16 protein-coding genes are annotated in these 18304 nt (G+C 72.3%); 6 read left to right on the forward strand and 10 right to left on the reverse strand.

Annotated features, from left to right (window positions below):
* Positions 1-36 precede the first annotated feature (36 nt).
* The 5 genes from NV263_RS21370 to iolC all read right to left on the reverse strand — a co-directional run bounded on the left by NV263_RS21370 (position 37) and on the right by iolC (position 6272).
* The gene (locus tag NV263_RS21370) at positions 37-1530 is read right to left on the reverse strand and encodes a CoA-acylating methylmalonate-semialdehyde dehydrogenase (protein WP_263248350.1); all 1494 of its coding nucleotides are present in this window, start codon (positions 1528-1530) and stop codon (positions 37-39) included.
* Positions 1531-1571: 41 nt separating this feature from the next.
* Positions 1572-3434 carry a 3D-(3,5/4)-trihydroxycyclohexane-1,2-dione acylhydrolase (decyclizing) gene (gene iolD / locus NV263_RS21375; protein ID WP_263248351.1) on the reverse strand — a complete coding sequence of 621 codons (1863 nt, stop codon included), beginning with the start codon at positions 3432-3434 and terminating at the stop codon, positions 1572-1574.
* A gap of 70 nt (positions 3435-3504) precedes the next feature.
* The gene (gene iolB, locus NV263_RS21380; RefSeq protein WP_263248352.1) at positions 3505-4401 is read right to left on the reverse strand and encodes a 5-deoxy-glucuronate isomerase; all 897 of its coding nucleotides are present in this window, start codon (positions 4399-4401) and stop codon (positions 3505-3507) included.
* Between the two features lie 17 nt (positions 4402-4418).
* Positions 4419-5300, reverse strand: a complete 882-nt coding sequence (locus NV263_RS21385) for a Cgl0159 family (beta/alpha)8-fold protein (protein WP_263248353.1) — start codon at positions 5298-5300, stop codon at positions 4419-4421.
* A gap of 18 nt (positions 5301-5318) precedes the next feature.
* A complete protein-coding gene (gene iolC / locus NV263_RS21390) occupies positions 5319-6272 on the reverse strand; it encodes a 5-dehydro-2-deoxygluconokinase (protein ID WP_263248354.1) in 954 nt (317 codons plus the stop codon).
* 123 nt (positions 6273-6395) lie between these two features.
* Here iolC and NV263_RS21395 point away from each other — a divergent pair, with 123 nt between their 5' ends.
* The 3 genes from NV263_RS21395 to NV263_RS21405 all read left to right on the forward strand — a co-directional run bounded on the left by NV263_RS21395 (position 6396) and on the right by NV263_RS21405 (position 9398).
* A complete protein-coding gene (locus NV263_RS21395; RefSeq protein WP_380758967.1) occupies positions 6396-7184 on the forward strand; it encodes a GntR family transcriptional regulator in 789 nt (262 codons plus the stop codon).
* Between the two features lie 254 nt (positions 7185-7438).
* Positions 7439-8353: a sugar phosphate isomerase/epimerase family protein gene (locus tag NV263_RS21400; protein WP_263248355.1), complete on the forward strand. Its 915-nt coding sequence runs from the start codon at positions 7439-7441 to the stop codon at positions 8351-8353.
* 25 nt (positions 8354-8378) lie between these two features.
* A complete protein-coding gene (locus tag NV263_RS21405) occupies positions 8379-9398 on the forward strand; it encodes a Gfo/Idh/MocA family protein (protein WP_263248356.1) in 1020 nt (339 codons plus the stop codon).
* A 45-nt stretch (positions 9399-9443) separates the two neighbouring features.
* Here NV263_RS21405 and NV263_RS21410 read toward each other — a convergent pair whose 3' ends face one another.
* Both NV263_RS21410 and NV263_RS21415 read right to left on the reverse strand, forming a co-directional pair.
* The gene (locus NV263_RS21410; protein ID WP_263248358.1) at positions 9444-10082 is read right to left on the reverse strand and encodes a VOC family protein; all 639 of its coding nucleotides are present in this window, start codon (positions 10080-10082) and stop codon (positions 9444-9446) included.
* Positions 10083-10149: 67 nt separating this feature from the next.
* Positions 10150-10497, reverse strand: coding sequence for a hypothetical protein (locus NV263_RS21415; protein WP_263248360.1), 348 nt, complete (start codon positions 10495-10497; stop codon positions 10150-10152).
* 73 nt (positions 10498-10570) lie between these two features.
* On the opposite strand from NV263_RS21415, the gene NV263_RS21420 reads away from it, so the two are divergent.
* From NV263_RS21420 to NV263_RS21430, 3 genes are all read left to right on the forward strand, one after another.
* The gene (locus tag NV263_RS21420) at positions 10571-11362 is read left to right on the forward strand and encodes a glycerophosphodiester phosphodiesterase (protein ID WP_263254292.1); all 792 of its coding nucleotides are present in this window, start codon (positions 10571-10573) and stop codon (positions 11360-11362) included.
* A gap of 101 nt (positions 11363-11463) precedes the next feature.
* On the forward strand, positions 11464-12873 hold the full coding sequence (locus NV263_RS21425; RefSeq protein WP_263248361.1) for an MFS transporter: 1410 nt from the start codon (positions 11464-11466) through the stop codon (positions 12871-12873).
* A 472-nt stretch (positions 12874-13345) separates the two neighbouring features.
* On the forward strand, positions 13346-13690 hold the full coding sequence (locus NV263_RS21430) for an RNA polymerase-binding protein RbpA (protein ID WP_263248363.1): 345 nt from the start codon (positions 13346-13348) through the stop codon (positions 13688-13690).
* Positions 13691-13756: 66 nt separating this feature from the next.
* Here the strand turns inward: NV263_RS21430 and NV263_RS21435 are convergent, their stop codons facing one another.
* The 3 genes from NV263_RS21435 to NV263_RS21445 form a co-directional block, all read right to left on the reverse strand.
* Positions 13757-14545, reverse strand: coding sequence for a polyprenol monophosphomannose synthase (locus tag NV263_RS21435; RefSeq protein WP_263248366.1), 789 nt, complete (start codon positions 14543-14545; stop codon positions 13757-13759).
* 56 nt (positions 14546-14601) lie between these two features.
* A complete protein-coding gene (gene lnt / locus NV263_RS21440; RefSeq protein WP_263248367.1) occupies positions 14602-16176 on the reverse strand; it encodes an apolipoprotein N-acyltransferase in 1575 nt (524 codons plus the stop codon).
* A gap of 445 nt (positions 16177-16621) precedes the next feature.
* Positions 16622-18241 carry an amidohydrolase gene (locus NV263_RS21445; protein WP_263248369.1) on the reverse strand — a complete coding sequence of 540 codons (1620 nt, stop codon included), beginning with the start codon at positions 18239-18241 and terminating at the stop codon, positions 16622-16624.
* Between the last annotated feature and the right edge of the window lie 63 nt (positions 18242-18304).

Here is an 18304-nt window from a genome sequence, read left to right on the forward strand (position 1 = left end):
GGGTCCCGGTTTCGCCGGAACCGGGACCCCTTCCGGTCAGCTGTTGCTGGGGAAGCCGAGGTCGACGCCGCCGTCGCTGGGGTCCGGCCAGCGGGTGGTGACGACCTTGCCGCGGGTGTAGAAGTGCACGCCGTCGGTGCCGTAGATGTGGTGGTCGCCGAACAGCGAGTCCTTCCAGCCGCCGAAGGAGTGGTAGCCCACCGGCACCGGGATCGGCACGTTCACGCCGACCATCCCGGCCTGCACCTCCAGCTGGAAGCGCCGGGCCGCTCCCCCGTCGCGGGTGAAGATGGCGGTGCCGTTGCCCCACGGCGAGGAGTTGATCAGCTCCAGACCCTCCTCATAGGACTTCGCGCGGACCACGCACAGCACCGGTCCGAAGATCTCGTCGCGGTAGGCGTCCATGTCCGGGGTGACGTGGTCGAGCAGGCTCACACCGGTGAAGAACCCGTTCTCGTGCCCGGCCACGACGTGCCCGGTGCCGTCCACGACGACCTCGGCGCCCTGCTCGCGCGCCTTCGGCACGTAGGAGGCGACCCGGTCGCGGTGTTCGGCGGTCACCAGCGGCCCCATCTCCGAGGCCGGGTCGGTGCCCGGGCCGATGCGCACCTCGCGCGCCCGCTCGGCGATCTTGCCGACCAGCTCGTCGCCGATCGGGTCCACCGCGACCACCACGGACACGGCCATGCAGCGCTCCCCGGCCGAACCGTAGGCGGCGGACACGGCGGCGTCGGCGGCCTGGTCCAGGTCGGCGTCGGGCAGCACCAGCATGTGGTTCTTCGCCCCACCCAGCGCCTGCACCCGCTTGCCGTTCGCCGAGGCGGTGTCGTGCACGTGCTTCGCGATCGGGGTGGAGCCGACGAAGCTGACCGCGGCGATCTCCGGGTGCTCCAGCAGCCGGTCCACGGCGGTCCTGTCACCGTGCACCAGGTTCAGCACCCCGTCCGGGACACCTGCCTCGGTGGCCAGCTCGACCAGCCGCACCGTCGCCGACGGGTCCTTCTCGCTGGGCTTGAGCACGACGGTGTTGCCGCAGGCGATGGCCAGCGGGAACATCCACATCGGCACCATGGCCGGGAAGTTGAACGGCGTGATCCCCGCGACCACCCCCAGCGGCTGGCGGAGCGATTCCACGTCGACCCGGGTGGACACCTGCGTGGACGACTGGCCCTTGAGCAACTGCGGGATCCCGCAGGCCAGCTCGACGATCTCCAGACCGCGCGCGACCTCGCCGAGCGCGTCGGAGTGCACCTTGCCGTGCTCGGCGGTGATCAGCGACGCCAGCTCGTCGCGGTGCGCGTTGACCAGCTCGCGGTAGTCGAACAGCACCTGGGTCCGCTTGGTCAGCGACGCCTGCGACCACGCCCGGAACGCCTTCGCCGCCGACTCCACCGCGGTGTCCACTTCGGACACGCTCGCCAGCGGGAGCCGCCCGGTGGCCTCCCCGGTGGCCGGGTTCGTCACGTCCGAGAACCGGCCGGACGCCCCCTCCACCGCCTTGCCGTCGATCCAGTGATGAATGTTGTGCACGGTAAACGCCCTTCGCGCTCGATGGTCCGAAGTAGACGGTGTCACAGGTGGTGCCGCTGCCCTCGCGCGTGTTCCTCGTACTGCTCGCGGGCTCGACGGGTGCTCTCCCGCGTCGAGACCTCGGCGACCGGCACGTCCCACCACGCCTCGGGCGGGAGCTGGGTCTTGGCCGGGTCGGTCTCGACGTACACCGCGGTGGGCCGTTCCGCGGCCCGGGCGGTGCGCAGCGCCTCTCGCAGTTCGCCGACGGTGTCGGCGCGCAGGACCTGCACGCCGAGGCTGCGCGCGTTGGCCGCCAGGTCCACCGGCAGCGGTTCGCCGGTGAACGTGCCGTCGGCCGCGCGGAACCGGTAGGCGGTGCCGAACCGCTCGCCGCCCACCTTCTCCGACAGCCCGCCGATGGAGGCGTAGCCGTGGTTCTGCACCACGACCACGGTGATCTTGACGCCTTCCTGGGCCGCGGTGACCAGCTCGGTCGGCATCATCAGGTAGGTGCCGTCGCCGACCAGCGCGAACACCTCGCGCGACGGGTCGGCCAACCGGGCGCCGATGGCGGCCGGGATCTCGTAGCCCATGCACGAGTAGCCGTACTCGACGTGGTACTGCCGGGCCTCCTTGGCCCGCCACAGCTTGTTGAGGTCCTCCGGCATCGACCCGGCCGCGTTGATGATCACGTCCCGGTCGTCGAGCACGTCGTCCAGCGCGCCGAGCACCTCGGCCTGCCCGGGGCGTTCCGCGGGGTCGGCGGGACGGGTCACGCGGTCGATCACCGCGGCCCACTCGCGCGCCCCGGCGCGGTACTCGGCGACGTAGTCCTCGGCCACCCGGTGCCCGGCCAGTTCGCGGTGCAGCGCGGTGAGCGCGGTGCGGGCGTCGCCGACCACCGCGGTGGCGGCCTGCTTGTGCGCGTCCGCCGAGGTGATGTTGACGTTGACGAACCGCACGTCCGGGTTCGCGAACAACGTGCCGGACGCGGTGGTGAAGTCCGAGTACCGGGTGCCGACGCCGATGACGAGGTCGGCGGTGCGGGCGATGTCGTCGGACACGGCGGTGCCGGTGTGCCCGATCGACCCCAGCTCGCCGGGGTGGTCGAAGCGCAGCGAACCGCGCCCGGCCTGCGTCTCGGACACCGGGATGCCGGTGGCCTCGACGAGTTCCCGCAGCGCCTGCTCGGCACCGCTGTGGTGCACACCGCCACCGGCGATGATCAGCGGCCGTTCGGCGGCGCGGATGCGCTGCGCGGCCTCGGCGACCGACCGCGGGTCGGGGCCGGGCCGGTGCACGTGCCAGACGCGTTCGGCGAAGAACTCCGCCGGCCAGTCGTGGGCCTCGGCCTGCACGTCCTGCGGCAGCGCGAGGGTGACCGCCCCGGTCTCCACCGGGTCGGTGAGCACCCGCATCGCCTCCAGCGCCGACGGGATCAGCGCCTCGGGCCGCCAGATCCGGTCGAAGTACCGCGACACCGGGCGCAGGCAGTCGTTGACCGACACGTCCCGCCCGTGCTGGGACTCCAGCTGTTGCAGCACCGGATCGGCCCGCCGGGTGGCGAAGACGTCGCCGGGGAGCAGCAGCACCGGCAGGTGGTTGATGGTCGCCAGCGCCGCACCGGTGACCAGGTTCGTCGCTCCCGGTCCGATCGACGTGGTGCACGCGTAGGTCGACAGCCGGTTGCTCTGCCGGGCGTAGCCGACGGCGGCGTGCACCATGGCCTGCTCGTTGCGGCCCTGGATGTAGGGCATCTCGCCGTGCTCCAGCAACGCCTGGCCGATCCCGGCGACGTTGCCGTGCCCGAAGATCCCCCAGCACCCGGCGACCAGCCGTCGCCGCTCCCCGTCTCGTTCGGTGTACTGGTTGGCCAGGAACCGCAGCAGCGCCTGCGCAACGGTCAACCGCAACGTGGTCATCGTCCCTCCTGCTGTGCCGTGCGGGACACCCGCACCCGGTGGGCCCGCGCGGGCGGGCCGGAAGTGCCGTTCACCGCGCCTGCGCGGTGGATTCGCCTGCGGTGTAGAACGGCAGCCTCGGGTCGACCTCCTGCTCGTCCCAGGTCCCGCGCACCCACGCGTGCGCGGGGTCGTCGCAGATCAGCCACGCGCGGTCGGGCGACGGACCGGCCATCACGTTCAGGTAGTACATGTCGTAGCCGGGCACGGCCATCGAGGGCCCGTGCCAGCCGTCCGGGATCAGCACCACGTCACCGCTGCGGACCTCGGCGAGCACGTCGGTGGTCCGGTCCGGGCCGGACGGGTAGACGCGCTGGTAGCCGATGCCGGGCGTGCCGTGCGAGTCGGCGATCTCGAAGTAGTAGATCTCCTCCAGCTGGGACTCGCCCTCGCGTTCCACGTCGTGCTTGTGCGGCGGGAACGACGACCAGTTGCCCGCCGGGGTGAGCACCTCGACGGCGATCAGCCGGTCCGCCTCGAAGACGTGCGCCGCACCGAAGTTGTTCACCTGGCGGCTGGCCTGCCCCGCACCGCGCAGCTCCACCGGCACGCCGGAGGCCGGGCCGTACCGCGCGGGCAGCCGGTTCTCGCACCTCGCGCCGGTCAGCGCGAACCGGCCGCCCGACTCGCTGGAGATCCGCACCTGCGCGTCCCGGGGCACGTAGGCGAAGTCGGTGACCCCGGAGAACACGTTCCGGCGCCCGGTCAGCTCGAACGTGCTGCCGTCGCACTCGACCGCGCAGCCGCCGGACAGCGGCAGCACGATCCATTCGCTGTCCTGAGTGGACATCCGGTGGTCCTGCCCGGCGGCGAGTTCGAGCACCCGCAGCGACGAGTAGCCCCACCCCGCCGACTCCGGGTCGACGTGGGTCGAGTACCCGTCGCGCGCCGTCGTCCCCGCGGGGCGGTACAAGCGCTTGTCCGTCAACGCTGGCTCCTTCGCACTCACAGCAGGCCGACCGCGGTGTCCACGGCCTTGGCCACATCACCGTCGTGGGGGTACAGCAACGTCCGGCCCACCATCAGGCCGCGGACGTTGGGCAGTTGCAGCGCCTTGCTCCACCGCTCGAAGGTGGCGTCCGGGTCGGTGGACACGTCACCGCCGAGCAGCACCGCGGGCAGCGTGGTCGCGGCCATCACCGAGCCGACCCGGTCGACGTCGTCGACCACCGGCACCTTCAGCCAGGTGTAGGCCGAGGTGCCGCCCAGCCCGGAGGCGATCGCGATGGAGCGGGTCACCGCCTCCACCGACAGGTCGTTGCGCACCTTGCCGTCCACCCGCCGGGAGATGAACGGTTCGACCATGGTCATCAGACCCCGCGCGGCCATCTCGTTGATCGCGTCCGCGGTGCCCACCATGGTGTTCAGCGTGCCCGGATCGTCGGTGTCGATGCGCAGCAGCAGCTTGCCGCCGTCCAGGCGCAGCCGTTCGATGTCCTGCGGGCGGTGGCCGGTGAACCGGTCGTCGAGCTCGAACGACGCCCCGGCCAGCCCGCCGCGGTTCATCGAGCCGATCGCGACCTTGCCCTCCAGAGCACCCATGAGCAGCAGGTCCTCCAGGACGTCGGCGGTGCCGAGCACACCGTCGACGCCGGGGCGCTCCAGCGCGACGCACAGCCTGCGCAGCAGGTCGGCGCGGTCGGCCATGGCCAGCGGGTCACCGCCGGCCGCCAGCGCGCCCCGGGCGGGGTGGTCGGCGGCGACGATCATCAGTTTGCCGCGGGCACCGAGCAGCGGGCGGCGGGCGCGCCGGGCAGCGGCCTCGGCGACCGCTTCCGGCCTGCTGGCCCGGACCTCGGTCAGGTCGGAGATGCTGAGAGCGGACACGGTTCTCACTTTCGACGGTCAGGCCGACTGGTTCGGGCAGAGCATGCGTTCGACTTCCTCGGCGTGCGGCATCGCCGACGAGCACGCCAGCCGGGAGGCGACCAGCGCGCCCGCGGCGTTGGCGAACCGCATGGTCCGCTCGACACCCCAGCCGGACAGCAGTCCGTGGCACAGCGCGCCGCCGAACGCGTCCCCGGCGCCGAGGCCGTTGACGACCTCCACCGGCACCGGCGGCACGACGGTCGACTCCGCGCGGGTGCGGGCCAGCACGCCCCGGGGCCCCTGCTTGACGACGGCGAGCTCGACCCCGGCCTCCAGCAGCAGGTCGGCGGCCTTCTCCGGATCGCGCGAGCCGACAGCCCGCTCGACCTCGTCGAGGTTGCCGACCGCGACGGTGGCGTGCGCCAACGCCTCCCGGTACCAGTGGCGGGCCTCGTCGTGGTCCGCCCAGAACATGGGGCGCCAGTCGAGGTCGAAGACCGTGGTGCCGCGCTTGCCCCGGTGGCGCAGCGCGGCCAGCGTCGCCGAGCGGCTCGGCTCCTCGCACAGCCCGGTGCCGGTCATCCAGAAGATGCGCGCCGCGGCGATGGCGTCGGTGTCCAGCTCGTCGGCGTGGATCTCCAGGTCCGGCGCCTTGGGGTAGCGGTAGAAGTGCAGCGGGAAGTCGTCCGGCGGGAACAGCTCGCAGAAGGTCACCGGCGTCGGGTACTGCGGCACGTCGGTGACCCAGCGGTCGTCGACCCCGAACTCGCGCAGCGCCTTGTGCACGAACTCGCCGAACGGGTCCGCACCGGTGCGGCTGATCACCGCGCTGCGGTGGCCGAGCCGGGCGGCGGCGACGGCGACGTTGGTCGCGGTGCCGCCGAGGTACTTGCCGAACGACTCGACGTCCGCGAGCCCGACGCCGACCTGCAGCGGGTAGATGTCCACACCGATCCGGCCGATCGTGACGACGTCGAACGGGGTGCTCATGCCGGGACCTCCGGGGTCGGGGAGCGCGTTGTCCCCTGTCTACTCGCGGCGCCCGCGCACTGTCAATACTTTGTCAGTACATACTTACTTAAGGACGTCAGATAGACCTGTTACCGTGAACACGTGACCAGCTCAGCGCGCCGCCGCCGGACCCCCGTGCACGACAGCTGGGACCCGGCGAGCAACATCACCGTGGACCACAGCAGCCCGGTCCCGCTGTACTACCAGGTCGCGACCCAGATCGAGGCCGCGATCGACTCCGGGGAGCTGCCGGTCGGCGCCCGGCTGGACAACGAGATCGAACTCGCCGGCCGGCTCGGGCTGTCCCGCCCGACGATCCGCCAGGCGATCGGCTCGCTGGTGGACAAGGGGCTCGTGGTCCGCAAGCGCGGCGCGGGCACCCAGGTCGCGTTCAACCGGGTCCGGCGCTCGCTGGAGCTGAGCAGCCTGTTCGACGACCTGTCCCGCATCGACCGCGAGCCCACCACGCGCGTGCTGGTCAACGAGGTCGAACCGGCCACCGAGGAGATCGCCCGCGAGCTGGGCGTCGCCGAGTCCGACCCGGTCGTGCACCTGGAACGGGTGCGCTACACGCAGGGCGAACCGCTGGCGCGCATGCGCAACCACCTCCCGGCCGACCTGCTGCGCCCCAGCACCGACCAGCTCACCGAACACGGTCTCTACCAACTGCTGCGCGCCGCCGGGGTCCGGATGCACGCCGCCGAGCAGAGCATCGGCGCCCGCGCCGCCACGGCCGAGGACGCCGACCTGCTCGACGAACCGGAAGGCGCCCCGCTGCTGACCATGACGCGCACCACCTACGACCAGTCCGGGCGCATCATCGAGTACGGCTCGCACCTCTACCGCGCGTCCCGCTACACCTTCAACCTCTCCCTGCACGGCGAGTCCTGACCGCGGCGGCCCGGCCGCGCCGACGTCGAGGCCGGCCCGCCGCACGGCACGACGGACGCGCGCCCGCAGGCCGTTCTCCGGCCCACACCACCGAACGTCGCCCCAGGTCGCCCCGCTTCGCGACAACTGGTCCTTATGTCTTGACATGAATCCCGGATCGGTGGAAGTGTTCCCCGCATCACCCGTTGAGGTCGATCTCAACATCCCTCGTGCACCCGGCCGGGCGTTCGCCGGACGAGACAGAGAGGTCTTCCATGAACACCAGCGAACACCACCGGCTCCGGGTGGGGTCGGCCCCGGACTCCTGGGGCGTGTGGTTCCCGCAGGACGACGAGCAGACCCCGTGGCACCGCTTCCTGGACGAGGTCGCCGAAGCGGGCTACGAGTGGATCGAGCTCGGTCCCTACGGCTACCTGCCCACCGATCCGCAGCAGCTGCGCGACGAGCTCGCCGCCCGGAACCTGACGCTGTCGGCGGGCACCTGCTTCACCGCTTTCCACCGCGGCGACGTCTGGCAGGAGACCTGGGAGCACGTCAGCCAGGTCGCCGGCCTGACCACCGCGCTGGGCGCCGAGCACCTGGTGGTGATCCCGGAGATGTGGCGCGACCCGGCCACCGGCGAGCAGCTGGAGGACCGCGCCCTCGGCGACGGTTCCTGGCGGGCGCTGGGCACCGGCATCGACCGGCTCGCCAAGGCGCTGCACGAGGAGTACGGGGTGCGGATGCAGTTCCACCCGCACGCCGACAGCCACGTCGACACCCAGCAGCACGTCGAGCGCTTCCTGGAGATCACCGACCCCGACCTGGTCACCCTGTGCCTGGACACCGGGCACATCGCCTACTGCGGCGGCGACAACCTCGCACTGATCGAGAAGTACCCCGAGCGCATCGGCTACCTGCACCTCAAGCAGGTCGACCCGCAGGTGCTCTCCGGGGTGCAGGACGAGGACCTGCCGTTCGGCCCGGCGGTGCGGCGCGGCGTGATGTGCGAGCCGCCGAACGGCGTCCCGGACCTCGCGCCGATCATCGCGGCCGCGGCCGTGCTCGACGCTGACATGTTCGCCATCGTCGAGCAGGACCTCTACCCGGTGCACCCGGACGTCCCGCTGCCCATCGCCCGCCGCACCCGCGACTACCTCACCCGCTGCGGAACCGCACCGGCCCGCTGACCACGACGCTGCACAGGAGGAACCGATGAGCGAGCACGATCTGCGGATCGGCCTGGTCGGCGCCGGCCGGATGGGCGGCGACCACGCCCGGCGCATCCACGAGCGGATCAGCGGCGCCCGGCTGGTCGCCGTCGGCGATCCGGACGCCGACCGCGCCGAACAGGTGGCGGCCTCCGTTCCCGGCGCCCGCTCGCACGGCGACCCGTACGAGGTCATCTCGTCGTCCGATGTGGACGCCCTGGTGATCGCCTCGCCCGGCGTCGTCCACGAACCGCTGCTGCTGGCGGCCATCGAACGCGGCATCCCGGTGCTGTGCGAGAAACCCCTCACGCCGGACTCGACGTCGTCGCTGCGCGTGCTGGAAGCCGAGCAGGCAGGCGGAAAACGCCTGGTGCAGGTCGGTTTCATGCGCCGCTTCGACCCCGAGCACGTCGAACTGCGCGAGCTGCTGCGGTCCGGCGCCCTGGGCAGGGCGCTGGTGCTGCACTGCGCGCACCGCAACCCGTCCTCCCCACCGGGGTTCACCTCGGAGATGATGATCTTCGACTCGGTGGTGCACGAGTTCGACACCGTGCGCTGGCTGGTCGGTGAGGAGATCCGCGCGGTGTCGGTGCGCCGCCCGCGCACCACGTCCGCCGCACCCGCCGGCCTCGCCGACCCGCAGCTGGTCACCATCGAGACCACCGGCGGGGTCGTGGCCGACGTGGAGATCTTCGTCAACTGCGGGTTCGGCTACCAGGTGCGCTGCGAGGCGGTGTGCGAACACGGCACCGCCCTGGCCGGGGCCGCCGGCGGTCTGCGGGTCCACGGCACCGCGGGTTGGGGCGGGCGGATCGACGCCGACTTCAGCGAGCGCTTCGCCACTGCCTTCGACCGGGAGTTCCAGCGCTGGGCCGACGCCGCCCGCACCGGCGGGGTCGACCCCGACGCGGCGAGCGCCTGGGACGGCTACGCCGCCGCGGCCGCCTGCGAAGCGGGCGTGCGCGCGCAGTCCGAGGGCACCACCGAGGTCCGACTCGTCGAACGTCCCGGCTTCTACGCCTGAGTGCCTGTCTTCGAGCCCTGAGACCGTTCCGGCGCGGTGCGTTCGTCACGCCGGACGCACCGCGCCGCCCCACGTCTCCCGTTCGGCGATGCCGACCACGGCTCCCTGCGGGTCGACGAGCACCCGGGAGCCACCGAGCTCCGGGCGCTCCCCCGTCTCCGCACCGCGGACCGGAGCGGCCACGTCGCGCACCGCGAAGCAGCACAACCACCCGCGACCGCCGTCCGGCAGCGGGTCGGTCGTCCGCCCCGCCAGCGGTCGCCCGCGCACCAGGTACCGCCGCCGGCACACCGACCAGTCCAACGTGTCCGCCCAGAACGCGTCGGCCCGTTCCGGGTCGGCGGCGGACAGCTCGATCCAGCACAGTTCCCCGGGGCGCGGATCGGGGGCCCACGGTCCGTGCAGCGCCCGACCCCGCGCGATCAGCGCGGTGGTGCCGTCCGGGCCGACCAGCACGCCGTTCTCGGTGCCGCCGGCGAACACCGGCCGCCACCCCGTCCGCTCCCCGGCGCGGGGCGTGCGCACCGTGGCGCAGCGACGCTCCCCCACCCAGCAGTCGAGCGTCGTTCCGGCCTGCACCACCTCCCACCCCAGCAGCCGCCGGTAGAAGGCGACCGAGGCCACCGGATCCGGGCTGAGCAGTTCGGCCCAGCGCAGACCCCGGGCCATGGGACGAGAGGGCACGACGTCAGATCCTCGTTCGGGCTGGTTCACCCATGCTGTCGGCACCGCCTCGCGGCAGCAAGCACCGTCACCGCAGCCGTTCCAGCTCCACGGCCACGTCCACCACCTGCGCGGCGAGTTTGCGCAGCTCGGCGTGGTCGGCCGCGTCGTCGACGGCGGTGACGACGTCCTCGGCGGCGCACCGCAGCTGGAACAACCGGTCCTGCAGATCGGCCAGCTCGGCGGCGGAGAGCACCACGGCGTCCTCCGGCAACCCGCCGCGCTGCACCGCGGCCCGCCGCTCGTACGCGCGCTGGCGGCAGGACTGCGCGCAGTACATCCGAGGACGCCCCTGCCTGCCGGATTCCGGGATGCGCCGCCCGCACCAGGCGCAGTGCCGGACGCGCCGCTGTCGGAGTTCGTGCGCGGTCTCCACGGTCGATCACGCTATCGCCACGGCACCGGGTTCCGGGAGTGGCCACGCCGATCCGGCAGAGTGTCCCCTCGTGATGCACCCGTTCCTGTTCGGCCCCAAGCCCCGCGCGTTCGCGCACCGCGGCTGGCACCTGGGGGACCTGCACGACATGGAGAACTCGCTCAGCGCCTTCCGGCGCGCCGTGGAGGAGGGCTACCAGTACATCGAGACCGACGTGCGCGCGACCGCCGACGGCGTGGTCGTGGTGCACCACGACGCGACGCTGGAGCGCACCACCGACGGCCGCGGCGCGATCCGACGGCTGCCGTGGTCGGCGGTGTCCACCGCGCTCATCGGCGGCCGCGAACCTGTGTCCACTTTGGACGAAGTGCTGGAGGAGCTGCCGGACGCCTTCTTCAACATCGACGTCAAGGAGGACTCCGCGATCGGCCCGGTGCTGCGCGTGATCCGCGCGCACCACGCCTGGAACCGGGTCTGCCTGGCGGCGTTCGACGAGCGCCGGGTGCGGACGATGGCGCGCGCGGCCGGTCCGCGCCTGTTCACGTCCATGGGCCAGGGCTCGGTGCTGGCGCTGTGGCTCGGTTCCCGCTGGGGCGGCTGGCCGATGCGCCACCTGGTGACCGGCGGCGCCGCCCAGGTCCCACCGCGGCACGGGCGGCTGACCGTGGTCGACGACCGGTTCGTGCGGCAGGCCCACCTGTGGGGCCGCGAGGTGCACGCCTGGACCGTCGACGACCCCGCCGAGATGCGCAGGTTGCTCGACCTCGGGGTCGACGGCCTGGTCACCGACCGCCCGGACGTGCTGCGCGAGGTGCTGCGGGAGCGCTTCGGCGAGCCGCGCGCCGACCTGCCGGGCGGCGGTTGAGTGGAACTACGCATTGTTCCCGAGCGGCCCTTCCCAGTACTCGTGGACCAGTACAGTCCCGTTACCCCTAACAGGTGATCTCGGTTCGGAGGGCCGCACGGATGAGCGTGATGGACAGTCGGCCGGCGCCGGACGCCGTGCGGCAACGGCGTCGCGAACAGCGCGGCTGGTGCTGGTACGACTGGGCCAACTCGGTCTTCCCGACCTCGGTGACGACCGTCTTCCTCTCGCTCTACCTGACCTCGGTGGCCACCCAGGCGGCGCGGGTGGACACCGCGCTCAACGGCCCGCACCCGTGCCCGGCGGGGAACGCCCTGGTGCGCTGCGACATCTCGCTGCTCGGCCTGACCTTCCCGGCCGGGTCCCTGTGGGGTTACCTGCTCTCGGTGGCCACCGTGGTCCAGGTCCTCGTGCTGCCGATCACCGGCGCCATCGCCGACCGCACCCAGAACAAGCGCACGATGCTCGGCGGGTTCGCCTTCGGCGGCTCGGCCGCGACGGCGCTGCTGGCCCTGGTCGGCGGCGGGAACTGGCAGCTGGGCGTGGCGCTGTTCGTCGTCGCCAACATCTGCTTCGGCGCGTCGGTGGTCGTCTACTACTCGTTCCTGCCGGAGATCGCCGACACCGACGAGCGGGACGCGGTGTCCTCGCGCGGCTGGGCGGTCGGTTACCTCGGCGCCGGTCTCGCGCTGTTCCTGCACCTGCTGATCTACCTGTTCCACGACGCGATCGGGCTCGGCGCGGACGCCGCGGTCCGGCTGATCTTCTTCTCCTCCGGCGTCTGGTGGGCGGCGTTCACGCTGCTGCCGCTGGCGGCCCTGCGCCGCCACCACGCCCCCGAGGGCGACGAGCGCGGGGCCTCGGTGATCACCGCGGGTTTCCGGCAGCTGGCGGGCACGCTGCGCCAGGCCCGCCACTTCCCGCTGACGCTGGCGTTCCTGGGCGCCTACTGGGTGTTCACCGACGGCATCTCCACGGTCTCCCAGGTCTCGGCGCAGTACGGCAGCCTGGAGCTGAAGCTCCCGCAGACCTCGCTGATCATCACGCTGCTGATCGTGCAGTTCATCGCCTATGCGGGCGGCATGCTGCACGGCCTGGTGGCCCGCCACATCGGCGCCAAGAAGACGATCCTGATCAGCCTCTGCGTGTGGCTGCTCGTCCTGGTGGCGGCCTACTTCGTGCAGGCCGGACAGGACCTGCAGTTCTACGGCCTGGCGGTGGGCATCGGCCTGGTGCTGGGCGGCACGAACGCGCTGTCCCGGTCGCTGTTCAGCCAGATGGTCCCGGCGGGCCGGGAGGCGGAGTACTTCTCGCTGTACGAGGTCGGTGAACGCTCCACGTCGTGGCTGGGCCCGCTGGTGTTCGCCGGGGTCGGCCAGGCGACCGGGTCGTTCCGGCTGGCGATCGTCTCGCTGGTGGTGTTCTTCGCGGCCGGGTTGGTCCTGGTGTCGATGGTGCCGGTCCGGCGGGCCATCGAGGCCGTCGGCAACCGCCCTCCGGAACTCCTGTGATGCGCGCTGCGTAACCGCCGGTCCGCTGGTGACACCGCAGGCTCGTTGCTCCATGCTGGTGATGGGAACGTCGACGGTCATGTCGCGTCTCGGAATATGCCAGTACACAGCGTTGCGGTAATACTCGACAGGGAGTGACTACTTTCGGTTACCGGTTTTCACGTCAATCCTGCCGCCGAGGGGCGTGATCTGCATCCCACTCTCTCGGCCCACCTGGGACTCGTTTGGTCTTGGTGACGACTTATCTGGCACTATCACCCGTTCGGACCCACCTTGAGATTGCAGGAGGGAAAACGCGTCACGAACGCCGCCTGACTGCATCTCTAGGGGTGAACCCGTCGTTGACGGGTGAACAACGTCACCGTCGGCAACCAAAAGCACCAAACCGGGAACAGACGACAGGCCAGCCCTCGTTGCACTCGGTGAGCACAACCGCCCGGCTGCGGACCGGGCCGAAGTGAAAGGAACCGTCATGGCCGATCGCGTTCTGCGTGGCAGCCGGCTCGGAGCGGTCAGCTACGAGACCGACCGTAACCACGACCTCGCACCGCGCCGGACGGTGCGCTACGCCTGCCCCAAGGGCCACGAGTTCGAGGTGCCGTTCTCCGACGACGCCGAGGTGCCGCCCACCTGGGAGTGCCGCCTGCACGGCACCGAGTCGAAGATCATCGACGGCAGCGAACCGGAGCAGAAGAAGGCCAAACCGCCGCGCACCCACTGGGACATGCTGCTGGAGCGGCGCACCATTCCGGAACTGGAGGAGCTGCTCAACGAGCGGCTGCAACTGCTGCGCGAACGGCGCGGGCAGTCCGCCTGATCGCACGTCCGGCACATCGTGAAGCGCCTGGGCCGAGGTGGTCCCAGGCGCTTTTCGCGCAACCGCTCAGCGCCGGGCCGCGCGCAGCAGGTCGAGCACCTGGCCGCCGCGGCGGCGCACCCCCCACGTCGTCACCCGCAGCAGGGCCTCGCGCACCACGGCGCCGCTCATCTTCGACTGGCCCGCCTCGCGCTCGACGAACGTGATCGGGACCTCGACGACCACGAAGCCCGCCTCGACCGCCCGCCACGCCAGGTCCACCTGGAAGCAGTACCCCTGCGACGCCACGTCGTGCAGCCGCAGCGTGGCGAGCACCTCCCGCCGGTACACGCGGAAACCGCCGGTGATGTCGTTGATCGGCACCCCGAGCGCCAGCTTGGAGTAGATGTTGGCCGCGCGCGACAACCACTCCCGGTACCAGGGCCAGTTCACCAGGCTCCCGCCCGGCACGTAGCGCGACCCGAGCACCACGTCGGCGCCCGTGCCGTCGTCCCCCAGCATCCCGAGCAGCCGCGGCAGGTCCTCGGGCGCGTGCGAGCCGTCGGCGTCCATCTCGACGATCGCGCCGTAGTCCCGCTCCAGCGCCCACTCGAACCCGGCGACGTAGGCCACGCCGAGTCCCGCCTTGCCCGCGCGGTGCAGCACGTGCACCCGCTCGTCAGCGGCGGCCAAGCGGTCCGCGAGCTCGCCGGTCCCGTCCGGGCTGGCGTCGTCGACGACCAGCACGTGCGCCGAAGGCAACGTGGCGAACAGCCGCTGCACGACCGGTTCGAGGTTGTCCCGCTCGTTGTAGGTGGGAATCACCACCAGCACGGGGCCGGTAGCGCCGTCCGCCGGTCCTTGCCGGTTCGCCATCCAACGTCCTCCCAGCCGACGCGTACCGCCGGCTCTCGCTTTCGATCAGGGCGCGTTCACAGCGTGCCGCCGCGCCGCGGCCGCCACCACGTGAACACCAGCGCCCCCGCCCCCAACAGCGACAGCACCCACATCGGGATGCTCCCCAGCTCCGTCGCGAGCGTCTGCGCCGAGCGCAGCGGAACCTCCGCGACGAGGTCCTGCGCGGTGAACTGGCGCGTTCGCTGGGTGACGGTGCCGTCGGGCTGCACGACGGCGCTGACACCGCTCGTGGCCGACACGAGCACCGCGCGCCCGTGCTCGACCGCCCGCAACCGGGCCATGGCCAGCTGCTGGTAGCTCATCTCCGAACGGCCGTACCAGGCGTTGTTCGTCGGCACCGCGAGCAGCGTCGCCCCCTGTCGCGCGGCGCCCTCGAACACGTCGTCGTAGGCGACGTCGTAGCACAGGCCCACGCCCAGCTTCGCCGGACCGACGTCGAGCACGCCCGGCCGGTCCCCGGGCACCATGTCCTGCTGGAACCGGTCCGCGAAGGGGCTGAACAGCCGCGCGACCGACCGCATCGGGATGCGCTCGCCGAACGGCACGAGGTGCTGCTTGATGTACTCGGCGCCCGCCCCGGTCAGCGGATCCCACCGGACGACGCGGTTGCGCAGCTGGCCGTCGGCGTCCTCGCCCACGCCCCCGACCACCAGCGGCACGCCGATCCGCGCCGCCGCCACCGACAGGTCCGGATCGGACCGGGAGGGTCCCCAGCTGCCCACCTGCTCCGGCAGCACGACGAAGTCGGGGCGCGGCACCCGGCCCGCGTCGACCTCGTCGGCGAGCTTGTCCACCCCGCGCACGTGGTTGGCGTGCAGGACGGAGTCCTGGTACAGCAGGCCGAGACCGACGTTCGGCGCATTGCCCTGCACGACGGCCACCCGGGCGGTGCCCGCGTCCGGGTCGGTGTGGATCAGCGGCGTCGCGGCCAGCCCGCCGAGCACCGGCACCAGGGTCGCGGCGAGGGGCCCGGTCCAGCGCCGCGGGGCGCGCAGCCGGTGCACCAGCTCGGCCAGTCCCGCCCCGGTGAGCGCGACGGCGAAGGTCACCAGCGCGGCACCGCCGACCGACGCCAGCGGCAGGAACATCCCCTCGTCCTGGGTGAACGCGAGCCTGCCCCAGGGAAACCCGCCGAACGGCACCGCGGAGCGCAGGTACTCGACGGCGACGAACACGCCCGCCGCCCACACCGGCCAGGCGGGCAGCCTGCTGATCGGCGCCATCGCCGCACCGGCGAGGCCGAAGAACAGCGCTTCCAGCCCGGCGACGCCGAGCCAGGGCCACGGTCCGAAGTCGGCGCCGAGGAAGTCCTGCAACCAGCCCAGCAGCGGCAGCAGGAACGCCAGGCCGAACACCACGCCGTAGCCGAACCCGGCCCGGGCGCGCCGCCGCCGCACCACTCCGGCCAGGGCGGCGAAGGCGAGGGGCGCCACCCACCACAGGCTGCGCGGCGGCGAACTCCCGTACAGCGCGAAGCCCGCCGCGATCAGCAGGACGATCCGCAACGGCACCGCGAGGGCGGGCCACCCGGCGGTCCTGCGACGACCGGTCTGCTCACAGCGCTGCGAACTCGCCGTGGGGAGTGCCACCCGACCAACCTTCTCGGTACCGCGGTCCCGGTGCCCCGACCAGGACGGAAACGTTCATTGCCAATGGCGCGACCGGTGCGCGCGCACTGAACAAATGTACGCCGATCCGGTGGTCGACGGCCGGTGCGGGCCGAGATCGGCTGCCCGGGACGATCGTTTCCGGACACTGCGCGGTCCGAATTGGTCGGTTCCACCCGGACGAGCGATGCGAACTGGGGTTCGACGCGGGAATCCTGAGGACATGGCACAGCACAACCGCTTCCCAACTCCGGAACACCCCGCCGCGAACGGCACCCGGCCCGCGCGCGACGTCCGTCCACAGTCGAGTCGCACGCCGGGACGCCGATGTCCCCTGGAGGTGATCACGCCGCACGCCCACCCGATAGCCCGCCCACCGAGTCCGAAGTGGACACCGCGCGGCGCGCGACTCCCGGAGCGGGCGGGATCACATGATCTCGTCGTCGTCCGGGTCCCGGGTGTACAGCGTCTCGCCCCGCAGCACCGTGCGCAGGCAACGGGGCAGCTCGGCGCCGGGCCGCAGGTCCGGCAGGCCGGGTACGCCGGCACGCGGGTCGGTGGACCAGCGCTGCACCCGCGAGTCGGGAGCGGCGACGACCAGTTCGCCCGCGTCCCACACCGCGTACGTCGCGGGGGCGCCGGGCACGAGAGCGCCGGTGAGGCCGTCGTCGACGCCCGCGGCACGCCAGCCACCCCGGGTGTGCGCCGCGAACGCGGCACGGGGGGAGATGCCGAAGCCTTCTGTGCGGTGGTGCACCGCCGCGCGCACCCCCGCCCACGGGTCGACCGGGGTCACCGGCGCGTCCGACCCGAACGCCAGCAACACACCGTTGGCGGCCAGCTGGGAGAACGGGTTGAGCCGGGTTCCGCGGGGCACGCCGAGTCGGCGCGCGTACATGTCCGCCGGCCCACCCCACGTCGCGTCGAACGACGGCTGGACCGAGGCCGCCACGCCGTACCTGGCCAGCTGCGCGGCCTGTTCGGCGTCCACCATTTCCAGGTGCTCCAAGCGGTGGCGCATACCAGCCAGGGCGGGCGCGCCGACGGTCTCGGCGGCGCGCCGGAAACCCTCGCAGACCTCCGCCACCCCCGCGTCGCCGATGACGTGGAAGCCGGCCTGCAGACCGGCGCGCGTGCAGGCCACCAGGTGCTCGGCGACCGCGCTCGCGTCGAGGTAGAGCACCCCGGAGGTGGCCGGGTCGTCGGTGTAGGGATGTCGCAGGGCCGCGGTGCGCGAGCCCACGGCCCCGTCCACGAACAGGTCCCCGGCCAGGCCGCGCACCCCGAGCTCGCGCGCGCGGTCCACCGCACCGAGTTCGCCCCAGTACCCCACCACGTCCGGAACTCCGCCGCGGGCGGACAGCTCCAGCAGGTCGGCGAGGTCGTCGGCACCGGAGATGTCCGGACCGGCGCACTCGTGCACGGAGGCCACCCCCTGCGCGGCGGCGTGGCGCAGGAACGCGAGCTGGGCATCGCGGCGCTGCGCGACGCCCAACGACTCCCGCGCCGCGCGGCGGGTGTGGTGGTGCGCGACCCTGGTCAACGGGCCGTTCTCGCTCCAGCCTTCCGAACCCCTGGCCAGCGGCGCCCGCTCCACGAGCGCGCTGGACACCAAGGCGGAGTGCACGTCGATCCGGGACAGGTACACCGGCGCCCCACCGGCGGCGCGGTCGATCTCGGCGCGGGTCGGCGGGCGGCGTTCGGGCCACCACGTCTCGTCCCAGCCGTGTCCCCACACCAAGGCGCCCGGGTACTCCTCGACGTGGTCCCGCAGGGCGTGCAGGAACTCGGTCAAGGACGCGCAGCCGGTCAGGTCGAGTCCGTTGAGCAGCAGGCCCGTCGAGGTCGCGTGCACGTGCGAGTCGACGAAGGCAGGCGTCACCAACGCGCCCGCGAGGTCGACGACCTCGGCGTCCGGGTGCAGCGCGCGGCCGACCTCGTCGGTGCCGACCCACGCGACGACGCCGTCGGTGACGGCCATCGCGGTGGCGTCGGCGTCGGCGGGCGAATGGATCCGGCCGCCGAGCAACAACGTGGTGTCGGACATGTTCTTCGTGTATCCCTGTTCCGGGTCTTCAACTGCGCAGTACATCGCCGGTGGCCGAGGGAG

It is taken from the genome of Saccharopolyspora rosea (assembly GCF_025643595.1).
Lineage (GTDB): Bacteria > Actinomycetota > Actinomycetes > Mycobacteriales > Pseudonocardiaceae > Saccharopolyspora > Saccharopolyspora rosea.

Bases quoted from the DNA above. Each gene is read 5' to 3' on its own strand.
- iolD (WP_263248351.1), bottom strand. From the start codon at position 3,434: ATGACCACGTTGCGGTTGACCGTTGCGCAGGCGCTGCTGCGGTTCCTG.
- iolC (WP_263248354.1), bottom strand. From the start codon at position 6,272: ATGAGCACCCCGTTCGACGTCGTCACGATCGGCCGGATCGGTGTGGAC.
- NV263_RS21400 (WP_263248355.1), top strand. From the start codon at position 7,439: ATGAACACCAGCGAACACCACCGGCTCCGGGTGGGGTCGGCCCCGGAC.
- NV263_RS21405 (WP_263248356.1), top strand. From the start codon at position 8,379: ATGAGCGAGCACGATCTGCGGATCGGCCTGGTCGGCGCCGGCCGGATG.
- NV263_RS21420 (WP_263254292.1), top strand. From the start codon at position 10,571: ATGCACCCGTTCCTGTTCGGCCCCAAGCCCCGCGCGTTCGCGCACCGC.
- NV263_RS21425 (WP_263248361.1), top strand. From the start codon at position 11,464: ATGAGCGTGATGGACAGTCGGCCGGCGCCGGACGCCGTGCGGCAACGG.
- NV263_RS21430 (WP_263248363.1), top strand. From the start codon at position 13,346: ATGGCCGATCGCGTTCTGCGTGGCAGCCGGCTCGGAGCGGTCAGCTAC.
- NV263_RS21435 (WP_263248366.1), bottom strand. From the start codon at position 14,545: ATGGCGAACCGGCAAGGACCGGCGGACGGCGCTACCGGCCCCGTGCTG.
- NV263_RS21445 (WP_263248369.1), bottom strand. From the start codon at position 18,241: ATGTCCGACACCACGTTGTTGCTCGGCGGCCGGATCCATTCGCCCGCC.